Genomic DNA, 23,078 nt, shown 5'->3' on the forward strand with positions numbered 1-23,078 from the left:
GATGATATGGCCTTTCAAGCGCCGGCGTGGCCGAGCGTTCTTCATATTTATTGAGTATTTTCACTGTGGTTAGCCTTGTGGCAACCACCTGGATGGGACGATGACTGCTCTGCGCCTTCCTTTTATTTTGATGCTCGCCGGCGTTCTTGGCCTGGCGGGTTGCAGCGTTCACCAACCGGTGTCGCTGTATCAGCTGGACAGCGGAAGTCCGGCTCAGCCTGCGCAAAGCGCGGGCATGGCGGTTTTGCTGGGCCCGGTAACGGTTGCGGATTACCTGCAACGCGAAACCTTGTTGCAGCGACAGCCCGATGGCAGCCTGCAGGCATCGCTTGACGGTCGGTGGGCGGGTAGCTTGTCTTCCGACATCGATCAGCTATTGCTGCGTCAGGTAGCGGGTCATCTGGACAGCCAGCGCGTTGTGCTGGCGCCTGCGACTGCCGGCTTCACGCCGGATGTTCAGGTGCTGATGACGATTACTCGCCTGGACTCGGGCGAATCGCAACCGGCGATCCTGGATGCGCAATGGCGTCTGATCGACCGTCGTGGCCAGGTTCGCGATAACCGCATCATTCACCTGCAGGAACAGCACGCAGGCGGTACGGCGGCTCAGGTTCAGGCACAGGGTGTGTTGCTGCAGCGTCTGGCCGAGCAGTTGTCGGTAGCGCTCAAGCCGCTGGCTAATCAGCCACCGATTGCAGAAGCGCCAAAGAAACCGGCCGCCAAGCCTGTTGCCCCTGCGGCTGAACAGGAAAAGCAGCCAAAGATCCCGATGGCTTCGCCGATCCGCACCGATATGGAAGTGTTCAGGTTCTAAGCCTGGATTGATTCAACACAAAGCCCGCAGTGATGCGGGCTTTGTTGTTTCTGCGGGTTGGAAACCTTCGGTGGCTGGACTGGCCTCTTCGCGGGCAAGCCTCGCTCCTACAAGGATTACGAGTCTCCTGTAGGAGCGAGGCTTGCCCGCGAAGAGGCCCGGAAAGGCAACAAAAAAGCCCGCAGACAATCACTCGTCTGCGGGCTTCTTTACATCAGGGCTTACGCCCGACGCTCATGCATCCGCGCCAGTTGCCGTTCCAGCATCGACGGATAAGGCTCCATCAACCGCTCAACACAGCAAGCACCCTCAGGGCTGGCAATCGGCCGGATCCGCGCACGCTGGCGGATCAGCGCGTCGTCACTGATCTTGCGCTCCACCAGCAGCAGGTTGCGGCTGTGTTGCGACAGGGCCAGGGCATCCTGAGCCGTTTCGGTCAGCAGCAGGTCGATCTGGCTCAACCCGAACAACTCGTCGCCCAGCGTCAGGCCCAGCTGCAATTGCAGGGTGATGCCGCTGTCCGCGACTTCGATCTGCAATTGATGACCCAGCGCTCGCAACAGCTCACCGCAGCAGATCGCGTTGGTCAGGTAGTCGTCGCCGCTGTCTTCGGTGTGGAAGACCATCAGCGTGCTGCCATCGTTCAGGCTATGCAGTTCGCCCTCATAGAGCGACGCGGCCTGATCGAGGCAATCGCGATAGCGTTTCAGCAGTTCTTCCAGACGAGTACGTGGCAAGCGACGCAGTTGATCCTGAGCACCCAATTGCACGGCCAGGACCGCGCTGTGCTGTGGCACGTTCGAGATCACCGGTTTTGCTACCGGCTTAGGCGCAACGTCGGCCGATTCATCACGCAAGTCGGCAAATGCATCGTCGTCATCGTCGTCTTCAACGGTGCTGACACTGCGCCGCGGCGCAGGCTTGAGGCCGGCCACAGGCTTGGTTTCGTCAAAGCTCGGATCACGCAGGTTGCGCACTTCGAAGGTCGGCTCGTTATCGTCGGCGTTGTCGTATTCGCTTTCGTCGTATTCCGGCTCAGGCACGGGTTCCGGCTCGGCCGGCTCCGGCGCGAAATTGGCGTGCAGCTGACGGGCCAGGTCGCCGATCTCATCCTGGCGCTCGGTGGCCGGAGTGTATTCGTCGATATTGCGCAGCCAAACACGCAGTTGCAGCAACGGCGTGGAGATGTGCCGACCCAGACGCAGGCTCAAGGCCAGGGACAGGGCCAGCAGAATCGCACTCAAAATGCCCATGCTTTGCAGGCTGATGGTCATCGGCTGCTGGAATTGATCCATGTCCAGGCTGATGCGCAGTTGCCCGGCGGTCACGTCCTGGAACGTGATCTTGCTCTGGTACATGCCTTCGGCTTCGCCCAACAGGCTGTGCTTGGGACGCTGACCGGCTTCGGCGAGGATGCGGTTATCGACGCTATAGATGGCGGCGTGAGCCACCAACTTGTTTTTGGTCAGGTTGTTGAGCAGCACGTTGAGGCTGAGGATGTCGTTGGACACCAACAGCTCAGTGGCGGACGTGGCGGTCTGCGTGGTCAGGCTTTCGCCCAGCGCATCGGCCTGCTCGTGCATGGCCTGCTTGAATTGCAAACCCATCACGCAGGCGTAGATCACCAGGGCCAGAGCGACCAGGATCACGTTATGGCTGGCGATGCGCAATGCAATCGGTACACGGCGGTGGCGCAGTGCACGGAAGATCAGCAGAAAGAAGTTATCGGTTTTTACTGGCGTGGGCCGGTTCACTTGAGCTCGGCTCTTTTGTCCGTGAAGTTGACGCGCAGTATAGCGACAGGCCCTAGACCGGCAAAGCGCTGACGGTGCCCGATGGTCACTGAAAGTGGGTAGAATGCGGTTTTTTTCCACTTGCGGGGGTGCGCCTTGCGCGAAATCGTCCTGATAAACATCACGGGAGTCGACCGTCCGGGTCTGACTGCGGCCATTACCGGCGTTCTGGCCCAGGGTGGTGTGAACATTCTCGACATCGGTCAGGCGGTGATCCACGACACCCTGTCGTTCGGCATCCTGGTTGAAATTCCTGATACCGAGCAAGGCAAGTCGGTGCTCAAGGACATCCTGTTCAAGGGATACGAGCTCGATCAGCAGGTGCGTTTCACGCCGGTGTCCGAAGAGGATTACCAACAGTGGGTCGGCAACCAGGGCAAAAAACGCCACATCGTGACGCTATTGACCCGCAAAGTGACCGCCGGGCAATTGCAGGCCGTGAGCTCGATCACCGCCAAATATGGCCTGAACATTGATCACATTGATCGCTTGTCCGGGCGTATGCCGCTGGACACCCCGGCCGACCAAGGCAAGGGCTGCATCGAGTTTTCCGTGCGTGGCGAAGCGGCTGATCCGCAGGCGCTACGGGCCGAGTTTCTCAGCGTCGCCCAGGAATTGAACGTCGACATCGCCTTCCAGGAAGATTCGCTGTTCCGCCGTAACCGCCGCCTGGCGGTGTTTGACATGGACTCGACGCTGATCGAGGCCGAAGTCATCGACGAACTGGCCAAGGCGGCGGGTGTGGGCGATCAGGTGTCTGAGATCACCGAGCGGGCGATGGCCGGTGAACTGGATTTCCGTGCGAGCTTCAAAGAACGCCTGGCTTTGCTCAAGGGGCTGGACGTCAGCGTGCTGGACTCGATCGGCGCTTCGTTGCGTCTGACTGAAGGCGCCGAAACCCTGTTTGCCGAACTCAAGCGTCTGGGCTACAAGACGGCAATCCTATCGGGTGGCTTTACCTACTTCGCCAAGCAATTGCAGGCCAAGTTGGGCATCGACTACGTGTTTGCCAACGAACTGGAAGTGGTCGACGGCAAGGTTACCGGCGTGGCGGTTGAGCCGATTGTCGATGCACAGCGCAAGGCAGATCTGCTGAAAGAACTGGCGCATAAGGAAGGTTTGCGGCTGGAACAGACCATTGCGGTCGGCGACGGTGCCAACGATTTACCGATGCTGGCGATTGCCGGTCTGGGCGTGGCGTTCCGGGCCAAACCGCTGGTGAAGCAGTCGGCGAAGCAGGCGATTTCCACCCTTGGGCTGGATGGCGTGCTGTATCTGCTGGGCTTTCGGGATCGTGACGGGCAGCTCTGAAGGCTGGCCGGGCCCCTGTGGCGAGGGGGTTTACCCCCGTTCGGCTGCGCAGCAGTCGTAAAACCAGATAACTCGGTCTGCCAGAGGGCCGCAGGGGCCGCTTCGCAGCCCAACGGGGCGGTGCGGCGGTCCGACAAGCCCCCTCGCCACATGGATCTGCGTCTCCCTCAAAGCGACTTCCACAACGAATCAAAATCCTCCTCAACGCCGCTCACTGCGGTGTTGTCGTTCCTGGCCGCCTCCAGCGAGCGGTAAGCAAACTGATTAAAGCTGTTGGTGCTCGCCACCCGCCGATCCAGCCCGGCCCGGCGTTCCTGGCCGTTGGTGTTGATCAGCACTTTGCTGCCTTCCTGAAAGGGCAGGCGCGGTGCGAGCAACGTAGCGGGCAGGTCGATGGCGCTGATTTCCGGCAACAACAGGCCACGTAAATACTGACTGTGATCGTCCCGCGCTCGCACCAGTTGCAGCCCGCACGGCTCGGCGTAAGGCGCGACCTGTTCGATACCCATTTGCGTACCACCGCCACGCACCTGACGAATCCAGCGAACCACCGCGATACTCCAGCCCTGATTGGCGGAGTCCTGAATGCCGACCATCTCACCAGTCTGCAACTCGGCGGGCACCGCGTTGGGCCACGCCAGGCAATATCCGCCGGGACTGTGATTGATGACTGGCAGGGCGTATGTCGGAAAATGCCGATTGCTATCGGCCGCCTCATGACTGTCGTCGTTCTGAAGGTGCGGGTATTCAATTTCTTCGTAGGGCAGCAAGGCATCGGCGTTGCCGTGGGGAGCGGCGTCGAACGCCTTGCTCCATAGGTCGCTCTCCCGTCCTGTCGGGGACGTTGCCGAGAACTGCGCAAGCCGGGTGCCAGGGTTTTTCAGAATATCGCTGAACGAACGTTCCCCGCCCAGATAGAAGTGCAGCGCGCTCATGCCCACGCACAGGGTCAACGTGCCTTGGCCGACGGTGCGTTGAAAGCTGCGCTCGGCCGCCTGGCCCCAGGCGGCGTGCAGGTGTTGCAACGTATCCAGGCTGAGCCCGCTCGGTACCGGCAGCGGCGGTGTGCCAATAGTGCCTTGCAAATGCGCTTCGATGGCGGCGACCAGTGGCTGCGGATCAATCCCCAGCAAACTGTCCTGCTGCTCGGCCCTGAACTTCGAACGATAGCGCGGCCCGGTGTCGAGGTCCGGCGCGACGGCAAACAATCCGCCGGCGAGTTGGCCGGGTTGCAACTTGATCCATTGGCTCCAGGGCTCCAGCACCTCGGCGAGTCGGGCAATCTGGTTCTGGCGCAGTTGATTGCAGCGGGAGGCGCCGAGCAGCAGGGCCGAAACGTAGGTCTGTTCGATGCTCAGGGTTTTCGTCTCGCTGGCCAGCTCATCGCGCAGGCTCAGGTGCTGGAGTTTGTGTGCGCAGGCGATTCGATACAGCTGGTGCAATTCCAGCCACAGGCCTTCCGGTACCGGGCAATACAGTTGAGTAGAGCGAATCAGCGGGCCGTTCAGGCAATTGATCGCCCGCTGCAGTGCGTGGGTCAACAGCGATGCTCGATCCTTGCTGAAGCGCGGGGTAATACGCACGACGATCTGTTTGTAGCCAATCGCCAGGTGACTTTGCAGTGCCTGGCAAAGGTTGGCGATCTTGCGCGAACGCTCGTCGAGCACAATCGCCTGATGCAGGAAATGCCGCTCCAGGTGTTTGCAGACGAAATACACCTCGGGTCGCAACAGTTCGAGCAGTTGCAGGCGATTGTCGCTGGGGGTGAGCAGTTGGTTGAGTTCGCTCAAGCCTTGATAGAGCAGGCGAGCGGTTTCGCCGATATTGGCTTTGGGCAGGTTGGCGATCCAGCGCTTGAGGTCGCGCGGCGTCGGTTCACAGAACGACAGGCGCAGCTGCGTCGGGATCGGTGCGCGTAGCAGCAGGTGGGGACTGGTCTCATTCATGCCGTGGAAAACTCCAACCGGGAAATGGGCAGTGAATGACCTGACTGTAGCACCTGTGGATGTCGACCGTTTGTCTGTCAGCCGAGTGCTGCTCGGGTGTACTACTAATCTGACACACGTGCGACTGGATACGCACAGTCGTACGGCCTGCTGCCTACGCAGGGCAGGTCTCTTGTAACTTCAAGGAGATGAGGTTCATGTCTAGATACGTAGTGGCAAATCAATGGGGCGGTAGTTCGGCACCTTGGCATCCGGGCGGAGACTGGACGTTAGGCGCGCGGGACAACCAGAACGTGGTCGCGATCGAGATCAAATCGGGAGATGGCGGCAAGAGCTTCACCGGCACCATGACGTACGCGGGTGAAGGTCCCATTGGCTTCAAGGCTCAGCGCACGGGCCAGAACCAGTACAACGTGGAAAATCAGTGGGGCGGCAACGACGCTCCATGGCATCCGGGTGGCAAGTGGGTCATCGGCGGCCGTGATAATCAGAACGTTGTGGCGTTGAGCGTCACCTCCAATGACGGAGGGAAAAACCTCAGTGGCACCAATACCTACGCCAACGAAGGGCCGATCGGCTTTCGTGGACAGATAGAGTAACGGCGCTACCGAAATGTCCGCCCCTTCGAAGACGTTCGACGGGGCGGATTAGCCAGGTCAGGCTTTCGGCAAGCCCATGCCCTGGCCCATCTGTACTGGCGAACCAGCCGCAAGTTCTTCAGCCCATTTCACCTGGTCCGGCCCGAACAGCACGACAGCAGTCGAACCCAGCTTGAAGCGACCCAGTTCCGCACCTTTTTCCAGATGGATCGGCGCGCGGGCGGCTTCGTCGTAACGGAAGGTTTTCAGCTCGCGTTTCGGCGGCGTCACCAGCCCGGCCCACACGGTTTCAATCGAGGCCACGATCATCGCGCCCACCAGCACCACGGCCATCGGCCCGCGCTCGGTGTCGAAAATGCACGCCACACGTTCGTTGCGGGCGAACAGTTCCGGCACGTTTTCGGCGGTGGTCTGGTTGACCGAGAAAATCCGGCCCGGGATGTAGACCATCTCACGCAGGGTGCCAGCCAGTGGCATGTGCACGCGGTGGTAGTCTTTTGGCGACAGGTAAATCGTCGCGAAATCGCCGCCCATGAACGGCGCAGCATTCGCGGCATCACCGCCCAGCAATTCCAGCACGCTGAAGCTGTGGCCCTTGGCCTGGAATACGCGGCCGTGTTCGATCGGGCCCAGTTGGCTGACCGCACCGTCGGCCGGGCTGAGAATCGCGCCCGGGGTTTCATCGAGCGGGCGAGCACCGTCTTTCAGCGCGCGGGTGAAGAACGCGTTGAAGTGCTCGTAAGCCGTCAGGTCTTCGACCAGCGCCTGGGACATGTCCACCTGGTAACGCTTGGCGAACCAGGCGGTAAAGGCGTTCTTGAACCAGCGCACGCGGCATTCGGCAATGCAGCCGGCCAGTCGCGAGAGCAAGTGGTGAGGCAGCAGGTATTGGCTGAGGATAAACAAACGCTTATTCATTAACTGTCCTTAAAAACCTTAAATCTCTACGGGCGTATCGGGGTGGTTGCCCCATTCGCCCCAGGAGCCGGCGTAGCCTTTGACCCGCGGATAACCGAGGGATTTGGCCACTAGATAGGTGAAGCCAGAGCGATGGTGAGTCTGGCAGTGGGTAATGACTTCTTTGTCTTTGGTGATGCCGAGTTGTTCGAGAATCTGCGGCATGTCCGTGCGGATGCGCAAGTTGCGCGACTTATCCATGCCGGCCGTCCATTCGAAATTCACCGCGCCGGGAATGTGCCCGGCCTTGGCTGCAAGGACTTTCTCGCCGGAGTACTCCAACGGGCCGCGCGCGTCCCATACCGCCAGGTCGGCGGCGCCGAGACGACTTTGCAGGTATTCGCGGGTGGCGGTGGGTTCGTCATGCAGGGTCAACGCAACCGGGCCGCCAACGTGGGCAGGGATCTGGATCGACATGGGCATGCCTTCTGCCAGCCACGCCGTCAGACCCCCGTCTATATAGTGGTAATTGCGGTGGCCGATGACATCGAGCAGCCAGATAAAGCGCCCGGCCCAACCGCCACCTTCGTCGTCGTACACCACGTAGACCGCATCGGGGTTGTGTCCCAGCTCACCGAACAACGCTTCGAGCGCCGCTTGCGGCGGCATCAGGCCCGGCGCAGGCGCCTGACCGAGTTGCGTACGTTTGGGGTCGACAAAGCGCGCACCGGGAATATGCCCTTCGGCATAGCGGGCGCTGCTGGTCAGGTCCACCAGAATCAGTTCGCGGGACTCAAGGCGAGGGAACAGGTCGCTCGGCTCGATGACCAGCGCCAAGCCAGAGAAGTCAGACATGTGAGGTCTCCAGAGCACAAAGGGGAGGATTGTAGCGCAGCATTCATTGACCGCGCTGGCTAAAGCTATGGAGTGCCTTTTCAATGCACTGCGCGGTTTTGCCGAAGGCTTGCACGGTGATTTCCGAAAACGGCCCGCCGCCCTGATCCGCTACAACAACCATGATCACCCGACCATTATTGACCAGTGAGCGCAGCAGCACGTGTTCGCCGCGAAACTGCGCCCGCAGGCTGGCAGGTAACAAGGCCGAGAACTGGGCGTTGTTGGCCGGGGTCAATCGCACTTGGGCCTGTTGCGAGAGCAGACGTTGCAGCACGGTGCTCTGGCTGACCGCCAGGTTCAAACCCGCTGCATCCTTCGCCAGCCCGGCCGTTTGATGCGCACGCAAATTGGCGTGGGTGCGGTCGGCCATCAAAATCATTACCCGACGCATGCCGCACGCGACCAGAGCGTCCCGGGCAGAGGTGGTCAAGTGCATCGCATTGGTGAAGCGGCTAGGCTCGACCAGCAATTCGGCACATTGTTTACGCCAGGCCGTCAGGTCTTCGGTGGTCGGCGCCGGTGCCGGCAGCAAACCGGCGTGAATGCGGTTCACGCCCGATGGCCAGATCAGCGATACGGCGGGGTGCCAGAGGTCCGGCATGGCGTGCTGATGCGCGCTGTTGACGGCCTGTTGGTGCAGTTGCTGCTGCACTTCGCTCATCGGCATTTGCAGGTAAAGGCTGGTCAGGTATTGCCAGCGTTCGCTGTGCGGACTGTCCCAGGCCTTTTGCGCCGACAGTGCCAGGCCATTGGCCAACAGCACAGTATTGGCCGGTTGATTGAGCCAGCGGCGCAGGGTCGGATCGTCATCGAGACGGTTTTGCTGACGCAGGGGATGCTCGCTGTCGCGGGCAATGCGCAGGACTTTGACCAGTTCTCGCTGCTCGTTGAGCAGCAGTCGATAACCTTGCTGAACCCAGATCGGCAGACGCCAGATATCCACCAGTGCCTGGCAGATGTCGAGCAGGCGAACGCCGAATAATTGCTTTTCGACGTTGCGCGCTGACTCGCCTTTATGAATCACCCGCAGTTCCCACTCTTCGAGCAACTGCGGATGAGTCAACGCCATCGGCCAGAGCGGCGAGAGAAACAGCAGGCTGCCCCAGTGGATGTCCTGCCAGAGCCGCGCCAGGCGACCGGCGAAAAAGCCGTTGGCCTGTTGGGTTGCATGTTGGCTGATCATCTGCAACTGACGCAAAGCCACCGGTATCTGTGATTGGGGTTCGGCAGGCAACCGGGCAAGCAACTCTTCGGTGCGCTTCAACCCGAGGCGATTGATCGCCACTTCAAGATTTTCCGCCGGCTCGGTCATGCTGCCGTGGGTGTGGCGATTGGCTTCGCGAATCACGCTCAAGGCCAGGGCCGGGCTGTCCTGCAACAGTTCGGCAATGTCACGAAGTGAACTGCGGTTGTCGGCGAGGGCCCTGCAGACACGGTCGTGACTGTCTTGCGGAACCGGCAGGCGCACGCCATCGAGTAGCTTGACCCAGCCTTCAAGCGTGGTCGGTTTTGGGGTTGGGATGTTCGTTTCGTTAGCCATGGTTGGACGTGATCATCGTCTGCATTACCTATGCCCGGAGAGGGCTAAATTAGCTTTTCGCTTGAACTGGCTATAGTCTGGCGCAGTTTTGCCGATAAGTAGAAGAAGAGATTTTTTAACTTCCGAATATGACCTTGAACCCGACTCAGTAAGTGCTCTCCTACCTATGGCTAAATTAATCGGCATCATCGTCGTATTCGCGAGCGTGCTCGGCGGATACGTGCTCTCCCACGGCAAGATTGCCGCCCTGATCCAGCCTTTCGAGGTGTTGATTATCGGGGGCGCGGCCCTCGGTGCATTCCTGCAGGCCAACCCTGGTCATATGTTCAAGCACGTTCTCAAGAAAGCCTTGGGAATGTTCAGCTCGCGCTTCAGCCACACGTTCTATCTGGAAGTGCTGGGTCTGATTTACGAGATCCTCAACAAGAGCCGCCGCGAAGGCATGATGGCGATCGAAGGCGACATCGAAGATGCCGCCGCCAGCCCGATCTTCGCCAAGTACCCGGCAGTCCTGAAAGATGACCGCATGACCGCGTACATCTGCGATTACCTGCGCATCATGTCCTCCGGCAACATGGCTCCCCATGAGCTCGAAGGCCTGTTCGACATGGAGCTGACCAGCCTCAAGGAAGACCTCGATCACCCGTCCCACGCAGTGAACGGCATCGCCGACGCCATGCCCGGTTTCGGTATCGTCGCGGCCGTATTGGGGATCGTGGTAACCATGGCCTCCCTGGGTGAAAGCGATCAGAAAATGATCGGCGTCCACGTGGGTGCGGCACTGGTGGGTACCTTCTTCGGTATTCTCGCCGCCTACGGTTTCTTCGGCCCGCTGGCCCATGCCCTGGCCCACGAAGCCAAGGAAGAACTGAACGTCTACGAAGCCATCAAGGCCTCGCTGGTGGCTTCGGCTTCCGGCATGCCACCATCGCTTGCGGTGGAGTTCGGCCGCAAGGTTCTGTACCCGGCGCACCGTCCTAGCTTCGCTGAGCTGGAACAAGCGGTTCGCGGTCGCTAAGTCATGGAAAATAACCAGCCGATAATCATCAAGCGCGTAAAAAAATACGCGGGCGGGCATCACGGGGGCTCCTGGAAAATCGCCTTCGCTGACTTCGCGACGGCGATGATGGCGTTCTTCCTGGTGCTGTGGCTGCTGTCCACCGCAACGCCGGAACAGAAGATCGCCATCGCCGGTTACTTCAAGGACCCGGTCGGTTTTTCCGAAAGTGGCACGCCGTACATCATCGATCTGGGCGGCTCCCCGACCCTGGCGCCGGAGAACACCCTCAACCCCGAGGTGAAGTCTCAGCCGCAGCCGGACCGCGTCACCGTCGACACCGAGCAGGTCGAAGGCATGGCCGAGCAGGTTGAGAAAGAACGCCTGGAACTGTTGCTGCAAGAATTGCAGAACAAGGTTGATGAAAACCCGCAGCTGCAAAAATTCAAGGACCAGATCCTGTTCGAGATCACTCAGGACGGCTTGCGCATCCAGATCATGGACGCGGAAAACCGGCCGATGTTCGACTCAGGCTCAGCGCGTCTGAAACCGTATTTCGAAGACATCCTGCTGGCCATGGCCGACACCATCAAAGCGGTGCCGAACAAGATCAGCATCAGCGGCCACACCGATGCCAAGCCGTACTCGGGCACCGGTGATTTCGGCAACTGGGAACTCTCGGCCAACCGTGCCAACGCCGCCCGCCGTGCGCTGGTCGCCGGCAGCTACCCGGATCAGCAAGTGGCACGGGTGGTCGGTTATGCCTCGTCGGCGCTGTTCGACCGCGAGAACCCGTTCAACCCGGTCAACCGCCGGATCGACATTGTGGTGTTGACCAAGAAGGCCCAGCGCGCCATCGAAGGTTCGCAAGGTGCTGAACCGGCTCCTGCGCCAGCGCAAGGGCAGGGTGGTCCGGGCGAAGTGCCGGCCACGCCAGTCGATCCAAACGCATTGCCGGCGGATAAACAACCGCTGCCGGCCCATGAGCTTCGCGAGCGTTTGAATATCTTCGAAGACCCGGCACCGAAACCGGCGGAACCGCCGAAGCAGTGACCCACTAAAAAGCCGCGAGATGATCGCGGCTTTTTTGTATCTGTTCACTGGCATGGGACTGACGCTGGCAGTAACAAAAATAATGGCTTTATACCGAGATTGGCTAGGACTTTAAAAATCTGAATCGCAGGGTAGGTAACTGTCATTCCTGCCGCGGCGGTCAATCACTCCCTGGCCATTAATTTTATCTTGCGTCAAAAGGGTCCGCATCAGAGCTCACGAGGAATATCAGGAATTTTGCACGCTATCATGGCTTCTGATACCGTGATGAAATTGTGATACGGGAGAATGAATATGGTTGATTCCACCCGCTACGACCACGACTTGCAAGAACGTGGTGACCTGATCGAGCTCAAGGTCTATGTAGAGAGCGTGCTTGGCCTGAAGCTGCGCTTAAAGCCGTGGGAACACGTCAAAATCCTTCCGTATGCGCTACGTGATCGATACGAATTTTTCGTCACGGAAATCTTGGGCGCCAGGTGCCTCATCCTCAAGGAACGTCCACAGCGGGAAGCTAGCGTTGCGGATATCGCCAAGCATATGCAGGCAATCAACAACCTTCAGGCGCTCAGGAAGTCGCCCGAAACCGGCGACCTCATGATTTTCGTCACAGACACGCTCCCGAGCTATGACAGAAAGCGACTGGTCGAGAAGGGCGTCCAATTCATCGTGCCCGGAAACCAGCTTTACCTTCCGGCATTTGGAATGGATTTGCGTGAATACTACAGGCAGCGCCTGGAAAAGCCTCAGGTTCTGAGCCCCGCCACCCAATCCATGCTTATTCATTTCTTGATTAAAGGGTGGCAGCACCGGCTACTGATCGCTCGCTCTACCTTCGAGAAGTCCTTTACCTACGCGAAAATGACCATTACCAGAGCCATCAAAGAGCTGACTGATCTGGATATCGTTCAGTCTGGAAAGGGAATGGGTGAAGCCACGATTCTTTTTCACTTGTCTCCGAAGGAGACTTGGGAAATGGCGAAAGACTGCATGCGTACGCCGGTCAAAAAAACGCTTTGGTTAAATGCAGTTCCTGAGGCGTTTGACATCCCAATGCTGCTTGCGGGTGAGGCGGCCCTGGCAGAGTTAAGCCTTCTTGCAGGTCCAAAAGTACCTGGTTTTGCAATGACGACTGCGCAGTTCGATCACATTCGAGAGCTCGCTCATTCCGATCAGCACCGGAAAATGAATGCGGCATATGGGGAAGATTTCGGTGTGTGGGGCTCTATATCAAAGACGGTCAAATCGAAATTTGAGACAACATCTCCCTATTATGAAGTGCCGCAAAACCATGCAGCATGCTGCATCCAGTTTTGGAGCTATGAGCCTCCGCATTGCAACACAGTCACTGGGACAGTAGACCCATTTTCTCTCTATCTGAGTCTCAGGGATGAGCATGATGACCGGGTGCAAATGTGTTTGGATGAAATGATGGAGAGCGTGAAATGGTAGTGGGTATCGATCGGTTTAGAGAGTAATTCAAAGACTACCAAGGTAGCTACGTTCTGATTGGTGGGGTGGCAGCATCCATTTCCATGGAACTTCTGGATGAACCATTTCGAGCCACCAAGGATTTGGATGTCGTACTAATTGTTGAGGCCCTCAATCGTGAATTCGTAGGGCAGTTCTGGAAGTTCATCAAGGACGGCGGATATGAAGTTCGGCAAAATGGTGACAGCGCAGGAGACTCTCCTGTGTTCTATCGCTTCCAGGATCCTCAGGACAAATCCTTTCCGGTTCAGATCGAACTTTTTTCTCGTGTGCCAGATGGCCTGGAGCACGAAGAGGCGGCTCGAATGACCAAAATTCCCGTAGAAGAGCAAGCCGCAAGCCTTTCTGCGATCATTCTCGATGATGAGTATTACAACTTTCTCTTGGCTGGCGTCGACCACACCCAGGACATCAGTCATATAGGGGCTGACAGGCTAATTCCGCTAAAAGCCCATGCCTGGCTTAACAAGAAGGCGCAGATCGATAGCGGTGTTCGAGTGGACAGTCGTGATATCAATAAACACTTCAAAGATGTGATCATGCTTTCTGTAGGTCTTACGGAGGGCATGATCAAGCTTCCTGAGCGAGTGACGCTCGATTTGACGTCATTTCTCAGCCAAGTGCCCGCTGAGCTTGCGTCAAACCCTCAGGGTTATAAAGGGGTGGATGGCGGCCGCATTATCAAGATCATTCAACAAGCCTTCAGCCTCAATTAATTCACTTTTTCGCACGGTATCACCAGTGATGATACCGTGCGAAAAATCTGTAATGTGGCCTTTAAAAGGGCTCTGCAACCCAGGTTTGAGACCGTATCCATTGCACCCTCCTAATACAAAGCCAGAAGGTGTGAACCTTTTCAGGACGAGACATTTCAGTAGCCGCGACGAATCCGGTTTTTGAGCTGGTCGTGGAACAGATCGGCATTCTGTTTATAGATTTTGCGTGTGGATTCATTGATCGAATCCAGAATGACCGAGCGTTTGGATACCGCTTCATCGCGATAGGCATCAATGAAAAAATTGAGGTCCGAGTCGCTGCTCAATTTCGGCCATTTGTCGAGGTAGAGTGGCAGTGCGCTGGGGCCGATCTTGTAGGAACAGATCCGGCGATTGCTGAAGGTCGCCTCACCGATTTCGAACGGCACCCACCAGGACTGTGCGGTTTTCTCCGAAACTACAGCTAGCAAGTGCGTGCAGTCAGTGATATTGCGGGTGATAACGCCAGTGATGTCATCCGTGGTCTGCGATTCGGGATCCAGCACGTCGAGATAGGTTTTGATGTTCGCCTGTTTCAGGCGCGCATTGATGACCATTGCCTGGGCGCGGTCGGTGTGGCGGTAGCTGATAAATACTGGCATCAGAAATGTCCCTTGATCGCGAGTTCGCGGTAATAGGCGCCGAGGGCGGTGAGGCGGCAGCCGGTGGAACTCAGGGCGGCGTAATACATGTGCTCGGCGTCCACCGGTTCGATCAGGCTGTGTCGGTTGCACTTTTGCAGCTGGGCGAAAACTTCGCCGTGGTCCGGGTCGAAGGATGTTTCGGTGGGTTCGTAGCTGGGGTCGAGCGCAAACACCGATTCTGCCTCGGCGAACCAGTCGGGGAGCTTGCGCAGTATTTCCTTGGGGATCAGTGGTGAGACCTCACGCAATGAAATGAACTGCGACACATTGGTCTTGAATACCGGCCGCTGTTCCCAGGCATCGAGCGCGTTGTCGACGAAGGAATAAAGGCTGCCGGGGGTGATTTTCCCCAGAATATTGGCGGCGCCACCGTGCAATGCCTGAAGCAGCAGCCCGGTGAAGACGCCGTGACCTGAACCTTCCATTGCCGGTTGTTCTTTTTTACAGGCCGTGAGAATGGTCATGCCCTCGCCGATCACACTGCTTTCGCTACGCAAGGCCCGCATTTCCCCGGCAGCGCCGCCCTGACAGCAATCGAGAATGATGACTTTGTTTTTGATTTTCGTCGCTTTGGTGGCCCAGTTCAGAATGTCACTGAGCCGGATCCCGTCCTTGGCCGACTTGTAGTCCTGGGGCAGCAGCATGCCTTCGTCGGTATCGGTGTCGAAATTGCCGTGGCCGGCGAAATACAACAGGGCCACATCACAGTCCCCGGAAAACAAATCCTGGATGTGGCGTTCGAGCACCTCGCGGCCTAAGTGGTCTTCGGCTGAGGTCAGCACGATATTCTTGAAATTCGGGTCCCCGTCGGCGTCGGTTTTCAGCACCGAGGCCATGGCCATTGCGTCGTTGTTGCAGCCACTCAATTGGGAAACATGGCTGTAGTTGTTGATCCCGATGAACAATCCTTTGCGCATGGTTCAGCCCGCCGCGTGAGTGCGAATGGCACTGATGATGCTGTTGGTGTTCCAGGCGCACTCAGCATGTGCTGCCCGGCGCACAACGGTAGAAATCCGCTCCGCACCAAAGGGTTTGACCGCAATGATCACCTTGCCCATGCGCCGGGCGATCTCGATTTCCTTGTTGATCCACTTGCTGTACGTGGAATACATGCCCGCCATGATCAGGACCGCCGAGCAAGGCCTGATCTTGTTTTCGATGGCTTCCTCCAGCTGTTTGTCGGTCTGGGCACCGATGATCGGGTTATGCGGAGGTACGGAGAAATTCTTGAAGGTGAACGTTGGATGCGCGGTCAGCAGTCTCACCAGATTGTCGTGGGCATCGGAGTAGTTCCACGAGTGGCTGATGAACAAATGATAGGTTTGCATGGATATCCCTCGGTATCGCCGGAATGCGAAGAGGGCTTGAATGTATGCACTTGGATGGCCGCAACAAGGCCTGTCCGGTTAAAGAGACGGGTCCTTCAAGCAGGCACGCAAATGTCCTACAGGGGTGTCTGACGTTTAATCGGTGGGGGGATTTGCAAGGCGCAACGAACAACCCGCCGCTCCGTCTGCATCGGAGCGGCTGGAGTGTCTGTTTAGTAGCTGGTTTCCGGCAGGCTGGCGATGATCGAGCGGTAGCTGTTCATCCGTTGCTGCTGCACGCGACCTTCTTCCAGTGCCTTGAGCAGGGCGCAGCCCGGCTCGCGATCGTGCTTGCAGTCGCGGAAGCGGCAGGTGCCGATCAGGTCGTTGAACTCGATGAAACCGGCTTCGACGTCGGCGCGGCTGACGTGGCCCAGGCCGAATTCGCGGATACCCGGGGAGTCGATCAACTCACCGCCACCGGGAAAGTGGAATAACCGCGCGGTCGTGGTGGTGTGGGTGCCCTGGCCGGACAGCTCGGACAACGGACCGACACGGGCTTCGACTTCCGGCAGCAGGCTGTTGACCAGCGAGGATTTGCCGACGCCGGACTGGCCGACGAATACGCTGATGCGTCCGTCCAGCTGCTTCTGCAGTTGCTCCATGCCGTTGCCGTGGTGCGCCGAGACTTCCAGCACCGGGTAACCCAGCGTGCGGTAAACCGCCAGCAAGGCGTTCAGTGCGGGGGCATTCTGCTCGTCGATCAGGTCGAACTTGTTGAGCAGCAGCAGCGGACGAATCCCTGCGTGCTCGGCTGCAACCAGGTAACGGTCGATCAGGTTCGCGTGAGGCTCGGGCAGCGGGGCGAAGACGATGACAATCATGTCGACGTTGGCGGCTACGGGTTTGAGCTGACCACGGCTGTCCGGACGGCAGAGTTCGGTTTTACGCGGCAGTTGCGCCACGATCACACCGATGCCCTGGTTGCCAGCACGCCAGACCACCTGATCGCCGGTCACCAGCGCAGGCAGGTTGGCGCGCAAGTGACAGCGGAACACCTCGCCGGCCAAATCGCCATCGAGCGCTTCGACTTCGACCTGCACACCGAAGTGCGCGATCACCAGGCCGGTCTGTTCCGGACCCAGGTCGCCACCCTCAAGTGCCTCGACAGCCGAGGACTCGCGTTTGGCGGCGCGGGCTGCGCGTTCGCCCTGAATCTTTTCGATGCGCCAGTTTTGACGACGATTGAGTTGGCGTTTGGCCATGGGTGTTCCGTATCAAGAATGCAGCGATTAGGTAAAACGGCCGCGAGTTTAGCACGCCCGGGCGCCGTCCTAGGCTAAACTGCGCAGCATTGCCTAGGAGCCGACACATGCAAAATCCGCAGAACCTGATCTGGATCGACCTGGAAATGACCGGTCTGAACCCTGATACCGACGTCATCATCGAAATGGCCACCATCGTCACCGACAGTGACCTGAACACCTTGGCCGAAGGGCCGGTGATCGCGATCCATCACAGCGATGAGATCCTCGCCGGCATGGACGAGTGGAACACCCGTCAACACGGCGGTTCGGGCCTGACCCAACGAGTGCGCGACAGCCGCATCAGCATGGCCGAAGCCGAAGCACAAACCATCGCCTTCCTGGAACAATGGGTACCGAAGGGCAAGTCGCCGATCTGTGGCAACAGCATCTGCCAGGACCGCCGCTTCCTTTATACCCACATGAAATCCCTGGAAAGCTTCTTCCACTACCGCAACCTCGACGTGTCGACCCTTAAAGAGCTGGCCGCACGCTGGGCGCCGGACGTGCGCGACAGCTTCAAGAAGGGCAGCACCCACCTTGCCCTGGACGACATCCGCGAATCCATCGCCGAGCTGCAGCACTACCGCAAGCATTTCATCAAGTTCTGATTCGGTGGTGTTTGTTCCGGCGCCTTCGCGGGCAAGCCTCGCTCCTACTGATAGTCGAGTACCTGTAGGAGCGAGGCTTGCCCGCGAAGGGAGCGACGCGGCCTATCTGCGTGAACGCCCTCTTTTGGTGCCGCGACTAAATGGCTAGACTGCGCGCCTTTCTGCAAGGACCGCCACCATGTTGCTGATGCTTTACCTGATCGCCATCACCGCCGAAGCCATGACCGGTGCCCTGTCTGCCGGTCGTCGCGGCATGGACTGGTTTGGTGTGGTGCTGATCGCGTGCATCACGGCGCTCGGGGGCGGTTCGGTGCGTGACGTGCTGCTCGGTCACTATCCGCTGACGTGGGTCAAACACCCGGAATACCTGGTGCTGACCTCGATCGCGGCGATGTTTACCGTCTTCACTGCGCGCTGGATGCGCCACCTGCGCTCGCTGTTTCTGGTGCTCGACGCCGTGGGTCTGGTGGCATTCACCCTGATCGGCTGCATGACCGCCCTGGAAATGGGCCACGGCATGCTGGTGGCTTCCGTCAGCGGCGTGATCACCGGGGTGTTCGGCGGCATCCTGCGGGACATCTTCTGTAACGACATCCCGCTGATCTTCCGCCGCGAGCTCTACGCCAGCGTCTCGTTCGCCGCGGCGTGGTGCTACATGCTCTGTATCTACCTGCAATTACCCGGCGAACAGGCGATTCTGATCACGCTGTTTGGCGGTTTCTTGCTGCGGTTGTTGGCGATTCGTTTCCACTGGGAAATGCCGAAGTTCGTTTATAACGACGAAGCTTGATTTCAGTGGGTGCATGGACGGATAGGGAGATCTTCGAAATATCCTGTCGAGGAAGTCTCTTAGGTTGCTCGGAGAAAATAGGGTAAAAAGCTCCTAAATAGGGTAATTAGCTATTTAGTTACCCTATTTAGCTTTGAATTACCCTATTTGGCAGGTAAAAACATAAATGCGATCACTCACTCCCGAATTTCTCGCAACGCTTCGCTACGACGGACTGCAGGTCGCGACGTTGCGGGCTCTCGGGGAGTACCGGGGCAAGCAACAATTGTTCGTTTCCCAGTCCCCAGAAATTCTCCAGGACCTGAAGCAGCTTGCAGTCATCGAGTCTACAGAGTCATCGAACCGATTGGAGGGAGTGGTTGTTTCGCCAAGTCGTTTGAAGTCGTTGATTATCAAAAATGCCGACCCGAAAAGTCGCTCCGAGCAAGAAGTCGCGGGGTACCGCGATGCGCTTTCTCTTATCCATGAAGCGGCTGAGGGGATGCCATTCTCCGAGGGCGTCATTCGGCAGTTGCACGGCATGCTTTATCGCTATTTACCGCAGGATGGCGGGGAGTGGAAAGCAACGAACAATGACATCATCGAGCGCCATCCGGACGGTAGTTCACGCATCCGCTTTCAACCGGTTGCGGCACATCTGACACCCATTGTAATGGTCGATATGGTCATGCAGTACCGAAAAGCATTGGATCAAAATCTGGCAGACCCGCTCGTATTGGTCCCGCTGAGTATTCTCGACTTTCTCTGCATCCACCCCTTCTCAGATGGCAACGGGCGCGTGGCTCGACTGCTTACCTTATTGTTGCTTTACCAGTTTGATTATCGCGTGGGCCGTTTCATAAGCCTTGAGCGGATCTTCGAGGAGTCAAAGGAAAGCTATTACGAAACACTTGAGGTCAGCTCTCAAGGTTGGCATGAAGGCAGACACGATGTTCAGCCATGGCTCAACTATTTCTGGGGTGCGCTACTTCGCGCTTACAAGGAGTTTGAGGAGCGTGTCGGTAAGATCGATAAGCGCCATGGAGGCAAAAGCGATCGAGTTCGAGTTGAAGCGTTGAAGCGCTCCCTACCGTTTTCCATTACTGAGCTTGAAGAAGCTTGCCCGGGCGTGAGTCGTGACACTGTACGTATGGTTTTGCGTTCATTGAAAGCCGAAGGGTTAATTGAGTCGACAGGGAAGGGGCGCAGTGCCAAGTGGATAAACTTGCATCGCTAAAGGCGAGTTTAGTGGCTGCCAGCGCGCTGCTCATGTTGCTTCAACGCCCACTCGACGTGTTCTCGCACTAGTTCCGATGGATGTTCGCGGCGAGACTTCAACGCTTCCAGCACCGGAATGCTCGACGGCGCGTTCCCCAACCCCACCGCCAGATTGCGCAGCCAGCGCTCGTAACCGGCGCGGCGCAGCGGTGAGCCTTCGGTGCTGCTGAGGAACTTGTCCTCATCCCACATGAACAGCTCCGCCAGTTCGGCATTGTCCAGGTTATGCCGTGGCTTGAAGTCGCTTTCGCCGGACGGGCGGGCGAAGCGGTTCCACGGGCAGACGATCTGGCAGTCATCGCAACCGAACACCCGATTGCCGATCAGCGGGCGCAAGTCTTCGGGGATCGCGCTTTTCAGTTCGATGGTCAGGTAGGAAATGCAGCGCCGGGCGTCCAGCACGTACGGGCCGACGAAGGCGTTGGTCGGGCAAATGTCCAGGCACGCGGTGCAGCGGCCGCAATGTTCGGTGGTGTGCGGTGGATCGACCGGCAGCGGCAGATCAACAAAGAGCTCGCTGAGGAAGAAGTAACTGCCGGCCTTGCGATTCAAGACCAGGGTGTTTTTGCCGATCCAGCCCAGGCCGGCCTTCTCTGCGATGGCTTTTTCCAGTACTGGCGCGCTGTCGACGAAGGCGCGGTAACCGAACGGCCCGATGACTGCCTGAATCTTTTCTGCCAGTTGTTGCACACGTTTACGGATCAGTTTGTGGTAATCGCGGCCCAAGGCATAACGCGATACGTAGGCTTTTTCCGGTTGGGCCAGCAATTGCGCCATTTGGGTATCGCCGGGCAGGTAGTCCATGCGCAGGGACACTACGCGCAACGTACCGGGGACCAGTTCTTCCGGGTGCGAGCGTTTGCTGCCGTGGGCGCCCATGTACTCCATTTCGCCGTGGTAACCGGCCGCCAGCCAGCGCTCCAGGTGCTGCTCATGCTCGGCGAGGTCCAGGCCGCTGATGCCGACTTGCTGAAAGCCCAGCTCGCGGCCCCAGTCCTTGATGGATTGGGCGAGGGCGGGCAGGTCTGTGGTAATAGCGGGCATGAGGCGAGAGAAACCGGAGCTGAGGTGCGTATAATTCTGCCAGACATCGGAGCCCGAAGACGCATGCCGCACACTAAAGATGATTTACCCGACGCGCTGTACAGCGCCGCGCACGTGCGAGCCCTCGATGCGAACCTGATCGCGGCCGGAATGCCGGGCTTCGAATTGATGCAGCGCGCAGCGCGAGCGACCTGGCGTGCGCTGGTCCGTCAGTGGCCGTCGGCGAATGAATTGAGCGTGGTGGCCGGTCACGGCAATAACGCGGGCGACGGTTATCTGGTGGCAGTGCTGGCCCGGCGTGCCGGTTGGCATGTGCGGGTGTTGGCGGCTGGTGATCCTCAGCGTTTGCAGGGGGATGCAGCACTGGCCCATGCCGAGGCGGTGTCCGAAGGCGTCGCGGTTCAAACCTTCGCGATGCAGTCAGAGTTGCGCGGTATCGTACTGGACGCCCTGCTCGGCACCGGTTTGACGGGTGAGGTGCGAGAGCCCTACGCCAGTGTGATCGCGGCGATCAATGCCAGTGGCCTGCCGGTGGCGGCGGTGGATATCCCTTCGGGCTTGTGTGCCGATACGGGGCGTTTGCTCGGTGCGGCCGTTCGAGCTGATCTGACAGTTACTTTCATTGGCTTGAAATTGGGGATGTTCACGGGCGACGCTGCGGATGTGGTTGGCGAGCTGGTGTTCAACGATCTGCAGGCCTCACCCGAGTCGTTTAACGGGGTCGACATTGATGCTCTGCGCCTGACCGCTGGCAACTTGCCGCGTCTGGCAGGCCGCGCGCCAATCGCCCATAAAGGCAAATTCGGCCATGTATTGCTGATCGGCGGTGATCGCGGTTTTGGCGGCGCCATTCTGCTGAGCGCACAAAGTGCCCTGCGAGGTGGTGCGGGCATGGTGTCCGTGGCCACGCGCAGTGAGCATGTGCCGGCGGCGCTGGCGAGAATCCCTGAAGCGATGGTGCTGGGGACTTCGTCGGCCAATCAGCTGATGGGATTGCTTCAAAAGGTTTCCGTACTGGTGGTTGGTCCGGGCCTGGGGCAGGCTGCCTGGGGGCGCAGTCTATTGTCGGCGGCGGCCAATGCGCCGCTGCCGCAAGTCTGGGACGCCGATGCGTTGAATTTGCTGGCTTCAAATTACGTGAGTTTGCCCAAGGACTGCGTGATCACGCCACATCCCGGTGAAGCCGCGCGGTTGCTGGGGATCAGCACCGCCGAGGTTCAGGCGGATCGCCCGGCGGCCGCTCACGCATTGAGCAAAAAATATACAGCTATCGTGATTCTCAAGGGCGCCGGCAGTCTCATCGCCAGCCCCGATGGGCGCCTGTCGTTGTGTCATCAGGGCCATCCGGCCATGGCCACCGCCGGTTTGGGTGATGTGTTGGCCGGCCTGGTCGGCGCTTTGCTGGCCCAAGGCATGAACGCGTTCGACGCGGCCTGCCTGGCGGTCTGGCTGCACGCCAATGCCGGCGCGCAAGAAGGTAAATCGGGCCGTGGGCTGGCGGCCAGTGATCTGATCCCAGCCATTCGTCAGTTGTTGGAGGAGCAAGCACCGTGTCTGAAGTAAACCTGTACCTGGCCGATGAAGAGGCGATGACCGCATTTGGCGCACGCATCGCGCAAACCACCCAAGGGCACGGTCTTATTTTTCTTGAAGGTGATCTGGGGGCGGGGAAAACCACGCTGTCGCGGGGCATCATCCGTGGTCTGGGGCATGTCGGGGCGGTCAAGAGCCCGACGTTCACCCTGGTTGAGCCTTACGAGATCGGCGACGTTCGGGCCTTCCACTTCGATCTGTATCGACTGGTCGATCCGGAAGAACTGGAGTACCTCGGGATTCGTGACTACTTCGAAGACGACGCGTTGTGCCTGATCGAATGGCCCCAGAAGGGTGCAGGCTTTTTGCCAAAGCCCGACCTGACCATTACCATTACCCCGCAAGACAGCGGGCGTTCGCTGAAAATTTTGTCCCAAGGCTCGCGCGGCGAGTCCTGGTGTGCCGCTTTGGCATTGGAAACCAATTAAATGATGG

General features: G+C 58.7%; 22 protein-coding genes. 12 read left to right on the top strand and 10 right to left on the bottom strand.

What is annotated here, in order from left to right; all coding sequences use genetic code 11:
- Positions 1-100: 100 nt before the first annotated feature.
- Positions 101-814: a PqiC family protein gene (locus ACYZTY_RS00600; protein WP_461956876.1), complete on the top strand. Its 714-nt coding sequence runs from the start codon at positions 101-103 to the stop codon at positions 812-814.
- Between the two features lie 221 nt (positions 815-1,035).
- Here the strand turns inward: ACYZTY_RS00600 and ACYZTY_RS00605 are convergent, their stop codons facing one another.
- Entirely contained in the window at positions 1,036-2,568 is a 1,533-nt protein-coding gene (locus ACYZTY_RS00605) for an AhpA/YtjB family protein (RefSeq protein ID WP_461956877.1), read from the bottom strand.
- 135 nt (positions 2,569-2,703) lie between these two features.
- On the opposite strand from ACYZTY_RS00605, the gene serB reads away from it, so the two are divergent.
- On the top strand, positions 2,704-3,918 hold the full coding sequence (gene serB / locus ACYZTY_RS00610; protein WP_427629814.1) for a phosphoserine phosphatase SerB: 1,215 nt from the start codon (positions 2,704-2,706) through the stop codon (positions 3,916-3,918).
- Between the two features lie 167 nt (positions 3,919-4,085).
- Here serB and ACYZTY_RS00615 read toward each other — a convergent pair whose 3' ends face one another.
- A complete protein-coding gene (locus ACYZTY_RS00615; RefSeq protein ID WP_461956878.1) occupies positions 4,086-5,864 on the bottom strand; it encodes a molecular chaperone in 1,779 nt (592 codons plus the stop codon).
- Between the two features lie 197 nt (positions 5,865-6,061).
- Here ACYZTY_RS00615 and ACYZTY_RS00620 point away from each other — a divergent pair, with 197 nt between their 5' ends.
- Complete coding sequence (locus ACYZTY_RS00620; protein WP_094469425.1) at positions 6,062-6,463, top strand: lectin OAA family protein; 402 nt, start codon at positions 6,062-6,064, stop codon at positions 6,461-6,463.
- 57 nt (positions 6,464-6,520) lie between these two features.
- Here ACYZTY_RS00620 and asd read toward each other — a convergent pair whose 3' ends face one another.
- Genes asd through ACYZTY_RS00635 form a run of 3 tightly spaced genes read right to left on the bottom strand, consistent with a single transcriptional unit; the run spans position 6,521 to position 9,797 of the window.
- The gene (gene asd / locus ACYZTY_RS00625; protein WP_027922000.1) at positions 6,521-7,381 is read right to left on the bottom strand and encodes an archaetidylserine decarboxylase; all 861 of its coding nucleotides are present in this window, start codon (positions 7,379-7,381) and stop codon (positions 6,521-6,523) included.
- Between the two features lie 18 nt (positions 7,382-7,399).
- Positions 7,400-8,215 carry a rhodanese-like domain-containing protein gene (locus tag ACYZTY_RS00630; protein ID WP_461956879.1) on the bottom strand — a complete coding sequence of 272 codons (816 nt, stop codon included), beginning with the start codon at positions 8,213-8,215 and terminating at the stop codon, positions 7,400-7,402.
- Positions 8,216-8,258: 43 nt separating this feature from the next.
- A complete protein-coding gene (locus ACYZTY_RS00635) occupies positions 8,259-9,797 on the bottom strand; it encodes an HDOD domain-containing protein (RefSeq protein ID WP_461956880.1) in 1,539 nt (512 codons plus the stop codon).
- A gap of 166 nt (positions 9,798-9,963) precedes the next feature.
- Here ACYZTY_RS00635 and motA point away from each other — a divergent pair, with 166 nt between their 5' ends.
- The 4 genes from motA to ACYZTY_RS00655 all read left to right on the top strand — a co-directional run bounded on the left by motA (position 9,964) and on the right by ACYZTY_RS00655 (position 14,054).
- Positions 9,964-10,815 (top strand): flagellar motor stator protein MotA, encoded by an 852-nt coding sequence (gene motA, locus ACYZTY_RS00640; protein ID WP_461956881.1) that lies wholly within the window; start codon positions 9,964-9,966, stop codon positions 10,813-10,815.
- A gap of 3 nt (positions 10,816-10,818) precedes the next feature.
- The gene (motB, locus tag ACYZTY_RS00645; protein WP_461956882.1) at positions 10,819-11,847 is read left to right on the top strand and encodes a flagellar motor protein MotB; all 1,029 of its coding nucleotides are present in this window, start codon (positions 10,819-10,821) and stop codon (positions 11,845-11,847) included.
- A gap of 294 nt (positions 11,848-12,141) precedes the next feature.
- Positions 12,142-13,299, top strand: a complete 1,158-nt coding sequence (locus tag ACYZTY_RS00650) for a hypothetical protein (protein ID WP_461956883.1) — start codon at positions 12,142-12,144, stop codon at positions 13,297-13,299.
- An 83-nt stretch (positions 13,300-13,382) separates the two neighbouring features.
- On the top strand, positions 13,383-14,054 hold the full coding sequence (locus tag ACYZTY_RS00655) for a hypothetical protein (RefSeq protein ID WP_461956884.1): 672 nt from the start codon (positions 13,383-13,385) through the stop codon (positions 14,052-14,054).
- A gap of 155 nt (positions 14,055-14,209) precedes the next feature.
- Here ACYZTY_RS00655 and ACYZTY_RS00660 read toward each other — a convergent pair whose 3' ends face one another.
- From ACYZTY_RS00660 to rsgA, 4 genes are all read right to left on the bottom strand, one after another.
- Positions 14,210-14,695, bottom strand: a complete 486-nt coding sequence (locus ACYZTY_RS00660) for a toll/interleukin-1 receptor domain-containing protein (protein ID WP_461956885.1) — start codon at positions 14,693-14,695, stop codon at positions 14,210-14,212.
- Positions 14,695-15,654: a caspase family protein gene (locus ACYZTY_RS00665; protein WP_461956886.1), complete on the bottom strand. Its 960-nt coding sequence runs from the start codon at positions 15,652-15,654 to the stop codon at positions 14,695-14,697. The genes ACYZTY_RS00660 and ACYZTY_RS00665 overlap by 1 nt, the downstream gene beginning before the upstream one ends.
- A gap of 3 nt (positions 15,655-15,657) precedes the next feature.
- Complete coding sequence (locus ACYZTY_RS00670) at positions 15,658-16,065, bottom strand: TIR domain-containing protein (protein ID WP_461956887.1); 408 nt, start codon at positions 16,063-16,065, stop codon at positions 15,658-15,660.
- Between the two features lie 212 nt (positions 16,066-16,277).
- Positions 16,278-17,309 (bottom strand): small ribosomal subunit biogenesis GTPase RsgA, encoded by a 1,032-nt coding sequence (rsgA, locus tag ACYZTY_RS00675; protein ID WP_461956888.1) that lies wholly within the window; start codon positions 17,307-17,309, stop codon positions 16,278-16,280.
- Between the two features lie 107 nt (positions 17,310-17,416).
- On the opposite strand from rsgA, the gene orn reads away from it, so the two are divergent.
- The 3 genes from orn (at position 17,417) to ACYZTY_RS00690 (ending at position 19,965) form a co-directional block, all read left to right on the top strand.
- Complete coding sequence (gene orn / locus ACYZTY_RS00680; RefSeq protein ID WP_046056848.1) at positions 17,417-17,959, top strand: oligoribonuclease; 543 nt, start codon at positions 17,417-17,419, stop codon at positions 17,957-17,959.
- Positions 17,960-18,137: 178 nt separating this feature from the next.
- Positions 18,138-18,749 carry a trimeric intracellular cation channel family protein gene (locus ACYZTY_RS00685; protein ID WP_461956889.1) on the top strand — a complete coding sequence of 204 codons (612 nt, stop codon included), beginning with the start codon at positions 18,138-18,140 and terminating at the stop codon, positions 18,747-18,749.
- A gap of 166 nt (positions 18,750-18,915) precedes the next feature.
- Positions 18,916-19,965, top strand: coding sequence for a Fic family protein (locus tag ACYZTY_RS00690; protein WP_461956890.1), 1,050 nt, complete (start codon positions 18,916-18,918; stop codon positions 19,963-19,965).
- Positions 19,966-19,973: 8 nt separating this feature from the next.
- On the opposite strand, the gene queG is transcribed toward ACYZTY_RS00690, so the two are convergent.
- The gene (queG, locus tag ACYZTY_RS00695; protein WP_461956891.1) at positions 19,974-21,050 is read right to left on the bottom strand and encodes a tRNA epoxyqueuosine(34) reductase QueG; all 1,077 of its coding nucleotides are present in this window, start codon (positions 21,048-21,050) and stop codon (positions 19,974-19,976) included.
- A gap of 63 nt (positions 21,051-21,113) precedes the next feature.
- Between queG and ACYZTY_RS00700 the strand changes: the two genes are divergently transcribed.
- Together ACYZTY_RS00700 and tsaE are read left to right on the top strand one after the other, a co-directional pair.
- Positions 21,114-22,613: an NAD(P)H-hydrate dehydratase gene (locus ACYZTY_RS00700; RefSeq protein ID WP_461956892.1), complete on the top strand. Its 1,500-nt coding sequence runs from the start codon at positions 21,114-21,116 to the stop codon at positions 22,611-22,613.
- Complete coding sequence (tsaE, locus tag ACYZTY_RS00705) at positions 22,601-23,071, top strand: tRNA (adenosine(37)-N6)-threonylcarbamoyltransferase complex ATPase subunit type 1 TsaE (RefSeq protein ID WP_461956893.1); 471 nt, start codon at positions 22,601-22,603, stop codon at positions 23,069-23,071. The genes ACYZTY_RS00700 and tsaE overlap by 13 nt, the downstream gene beginning before the upstream one ends.
- Positions 23,072-23,078 lie beyond the last annotated feature (7 nt).

The sequence above is a fragment of the Pseudomonas sp. LB1P83 genome (assembly GCF_054897885.1).

Excerpts from the sequence above, each read along its gene's own strand:
- ACYZTY_RS00615 (WP_461956878.1), bottom strand. The coding sequence starts at position 5,864 with ATGAATGAGACCAGTCCCCACCTGCTGCTACGCGCACCGATCCCGACG.
- ACYZTY_RS00690 (WP_461956890.1), top strand. The coding sequence starts at position 18,916 with ATGCGATCACTCACTCCCGAATTTCTCGCAACGCTTCGCTACGACGGA.
- motA (WP_461956881.1), top strand. The coding sequence starts at position 9,964 with ATGGCTAAATTAATCGGCATCATCGTCGTATTCGCGAGCGTGCTCGGC.
- rsgA (WP_461956888.1), bottom strand. The coding sequence starts at position 17,309 with ATGGCCAAACGCCAACTCAATCGTCGTCAAAACTGGCGCATCGAAAAG.
- ACYZTY_RS00670 (WP_461956887.1), bottom strand. The coding sequence starts at position 16,065 with ATGCAAACCTATCATTTGTTCATCAGCCACTCGTGGAACTACTCCGAT.
- ACYZTY_RS00600 (WP_461956876.1), top strand. The coding sequence starts at position 101 with ATGACTGCTCTGCGCCTTCCTTTTATTTTGATGCTCGCCGGCGTTCTT.
- ACYZTY_RS00660 (WP_461956885.1), bottom strand. The coding sequence starts at position 14,695 with ATGCCAGTATTTATCAGCTACCGCCACACCGACCGCGCCCAGGCAATG.
- ACYZTY_RS00655 (WP_461956884.1), top strand. The coding sequence starts at position 13,383 with ATGGAACTTCTGGATGAACCATTTCGAGCCACCAAGGATTTGGATGTC.
- ACYZTY_RS00685 (WP_461956889.1), top strand. The coding sequence starts at position 18,138 with ATGTTGCTGATGCTTTACCTGATCGCCATCACCGCCGAAGCCATGACC.
- ACYZTY_RS00620 (WP_094469425.1), top strand. The coding sequence starts at position 6,062 with ATGTCTAGATACGTAGTGGCAAATCAATGGGGCGGTAGTTCGGCACCT.
- asd (WP_027922000.1), bottom strand. The coding sequence starts at position 7,381 with ATGAATAAGCGTTTGTTTATCCTCAGCCAATACCTGCTGCCTCACCAC.
- ACYZTY_RS00700 (WP_461956892.1), top strand. The coding sequence starts at position 21,114 with ATGCCGCACACTAAAGATGATTTACCCGACGCGCTGTACAGCGCCGCG.
- orn (WP_046056848.1), top strand. The coding sequence starts at position 17,417 with ATGCAAAATCCGCAGAACCTGATCTGGATCGACCTGGAAATGACCGGT.
- ACYZTY_RS00635 (WP_461956880.1), bottom strand. The coding sequence starts at position 9,797 with ATGGCTAACGAAACGAACATCCCAACCCCAAAACCGACCACGCTTGAA.
- motB (WP_461956882.1), top strand. The coding sequence starts at position 10,819 with ATGGAAAATAACCAGCCGATAATCATCAAGCGCGTAAAAAAATACGCG.
- ACYZTY_RS00665 (WP_461956886.1), bottom strand. The coding sequence starts at position 15,654 with ATGCGCAAAGGATTGTTCATCGGGATCAACAACTACAGCCATGTTTCC.
- ACYZTY_RS00650 (WP_461956883.1), top strand. The coding sequence starts at position 12,142 with ATGGTTGATTCCACCCGCTACGACCACGACTTGCAAGAACGTGGTGAC.
- queG (WP_461956891.1), bottom strand. The coding sequence starts at position 21,050 with ATGCCCGCTATTACCACAGACCTGCCCGCCCTCGCCCAATCCATCAAG.
- ACYZTY_RS00630 (WP_461956879.1), bottom strand. The coding sequence starts at position 8,215 with ATGTCTGACTTCTCTGGCTTGGCGCTGGTCATCGAGCCGAGCGACCTG.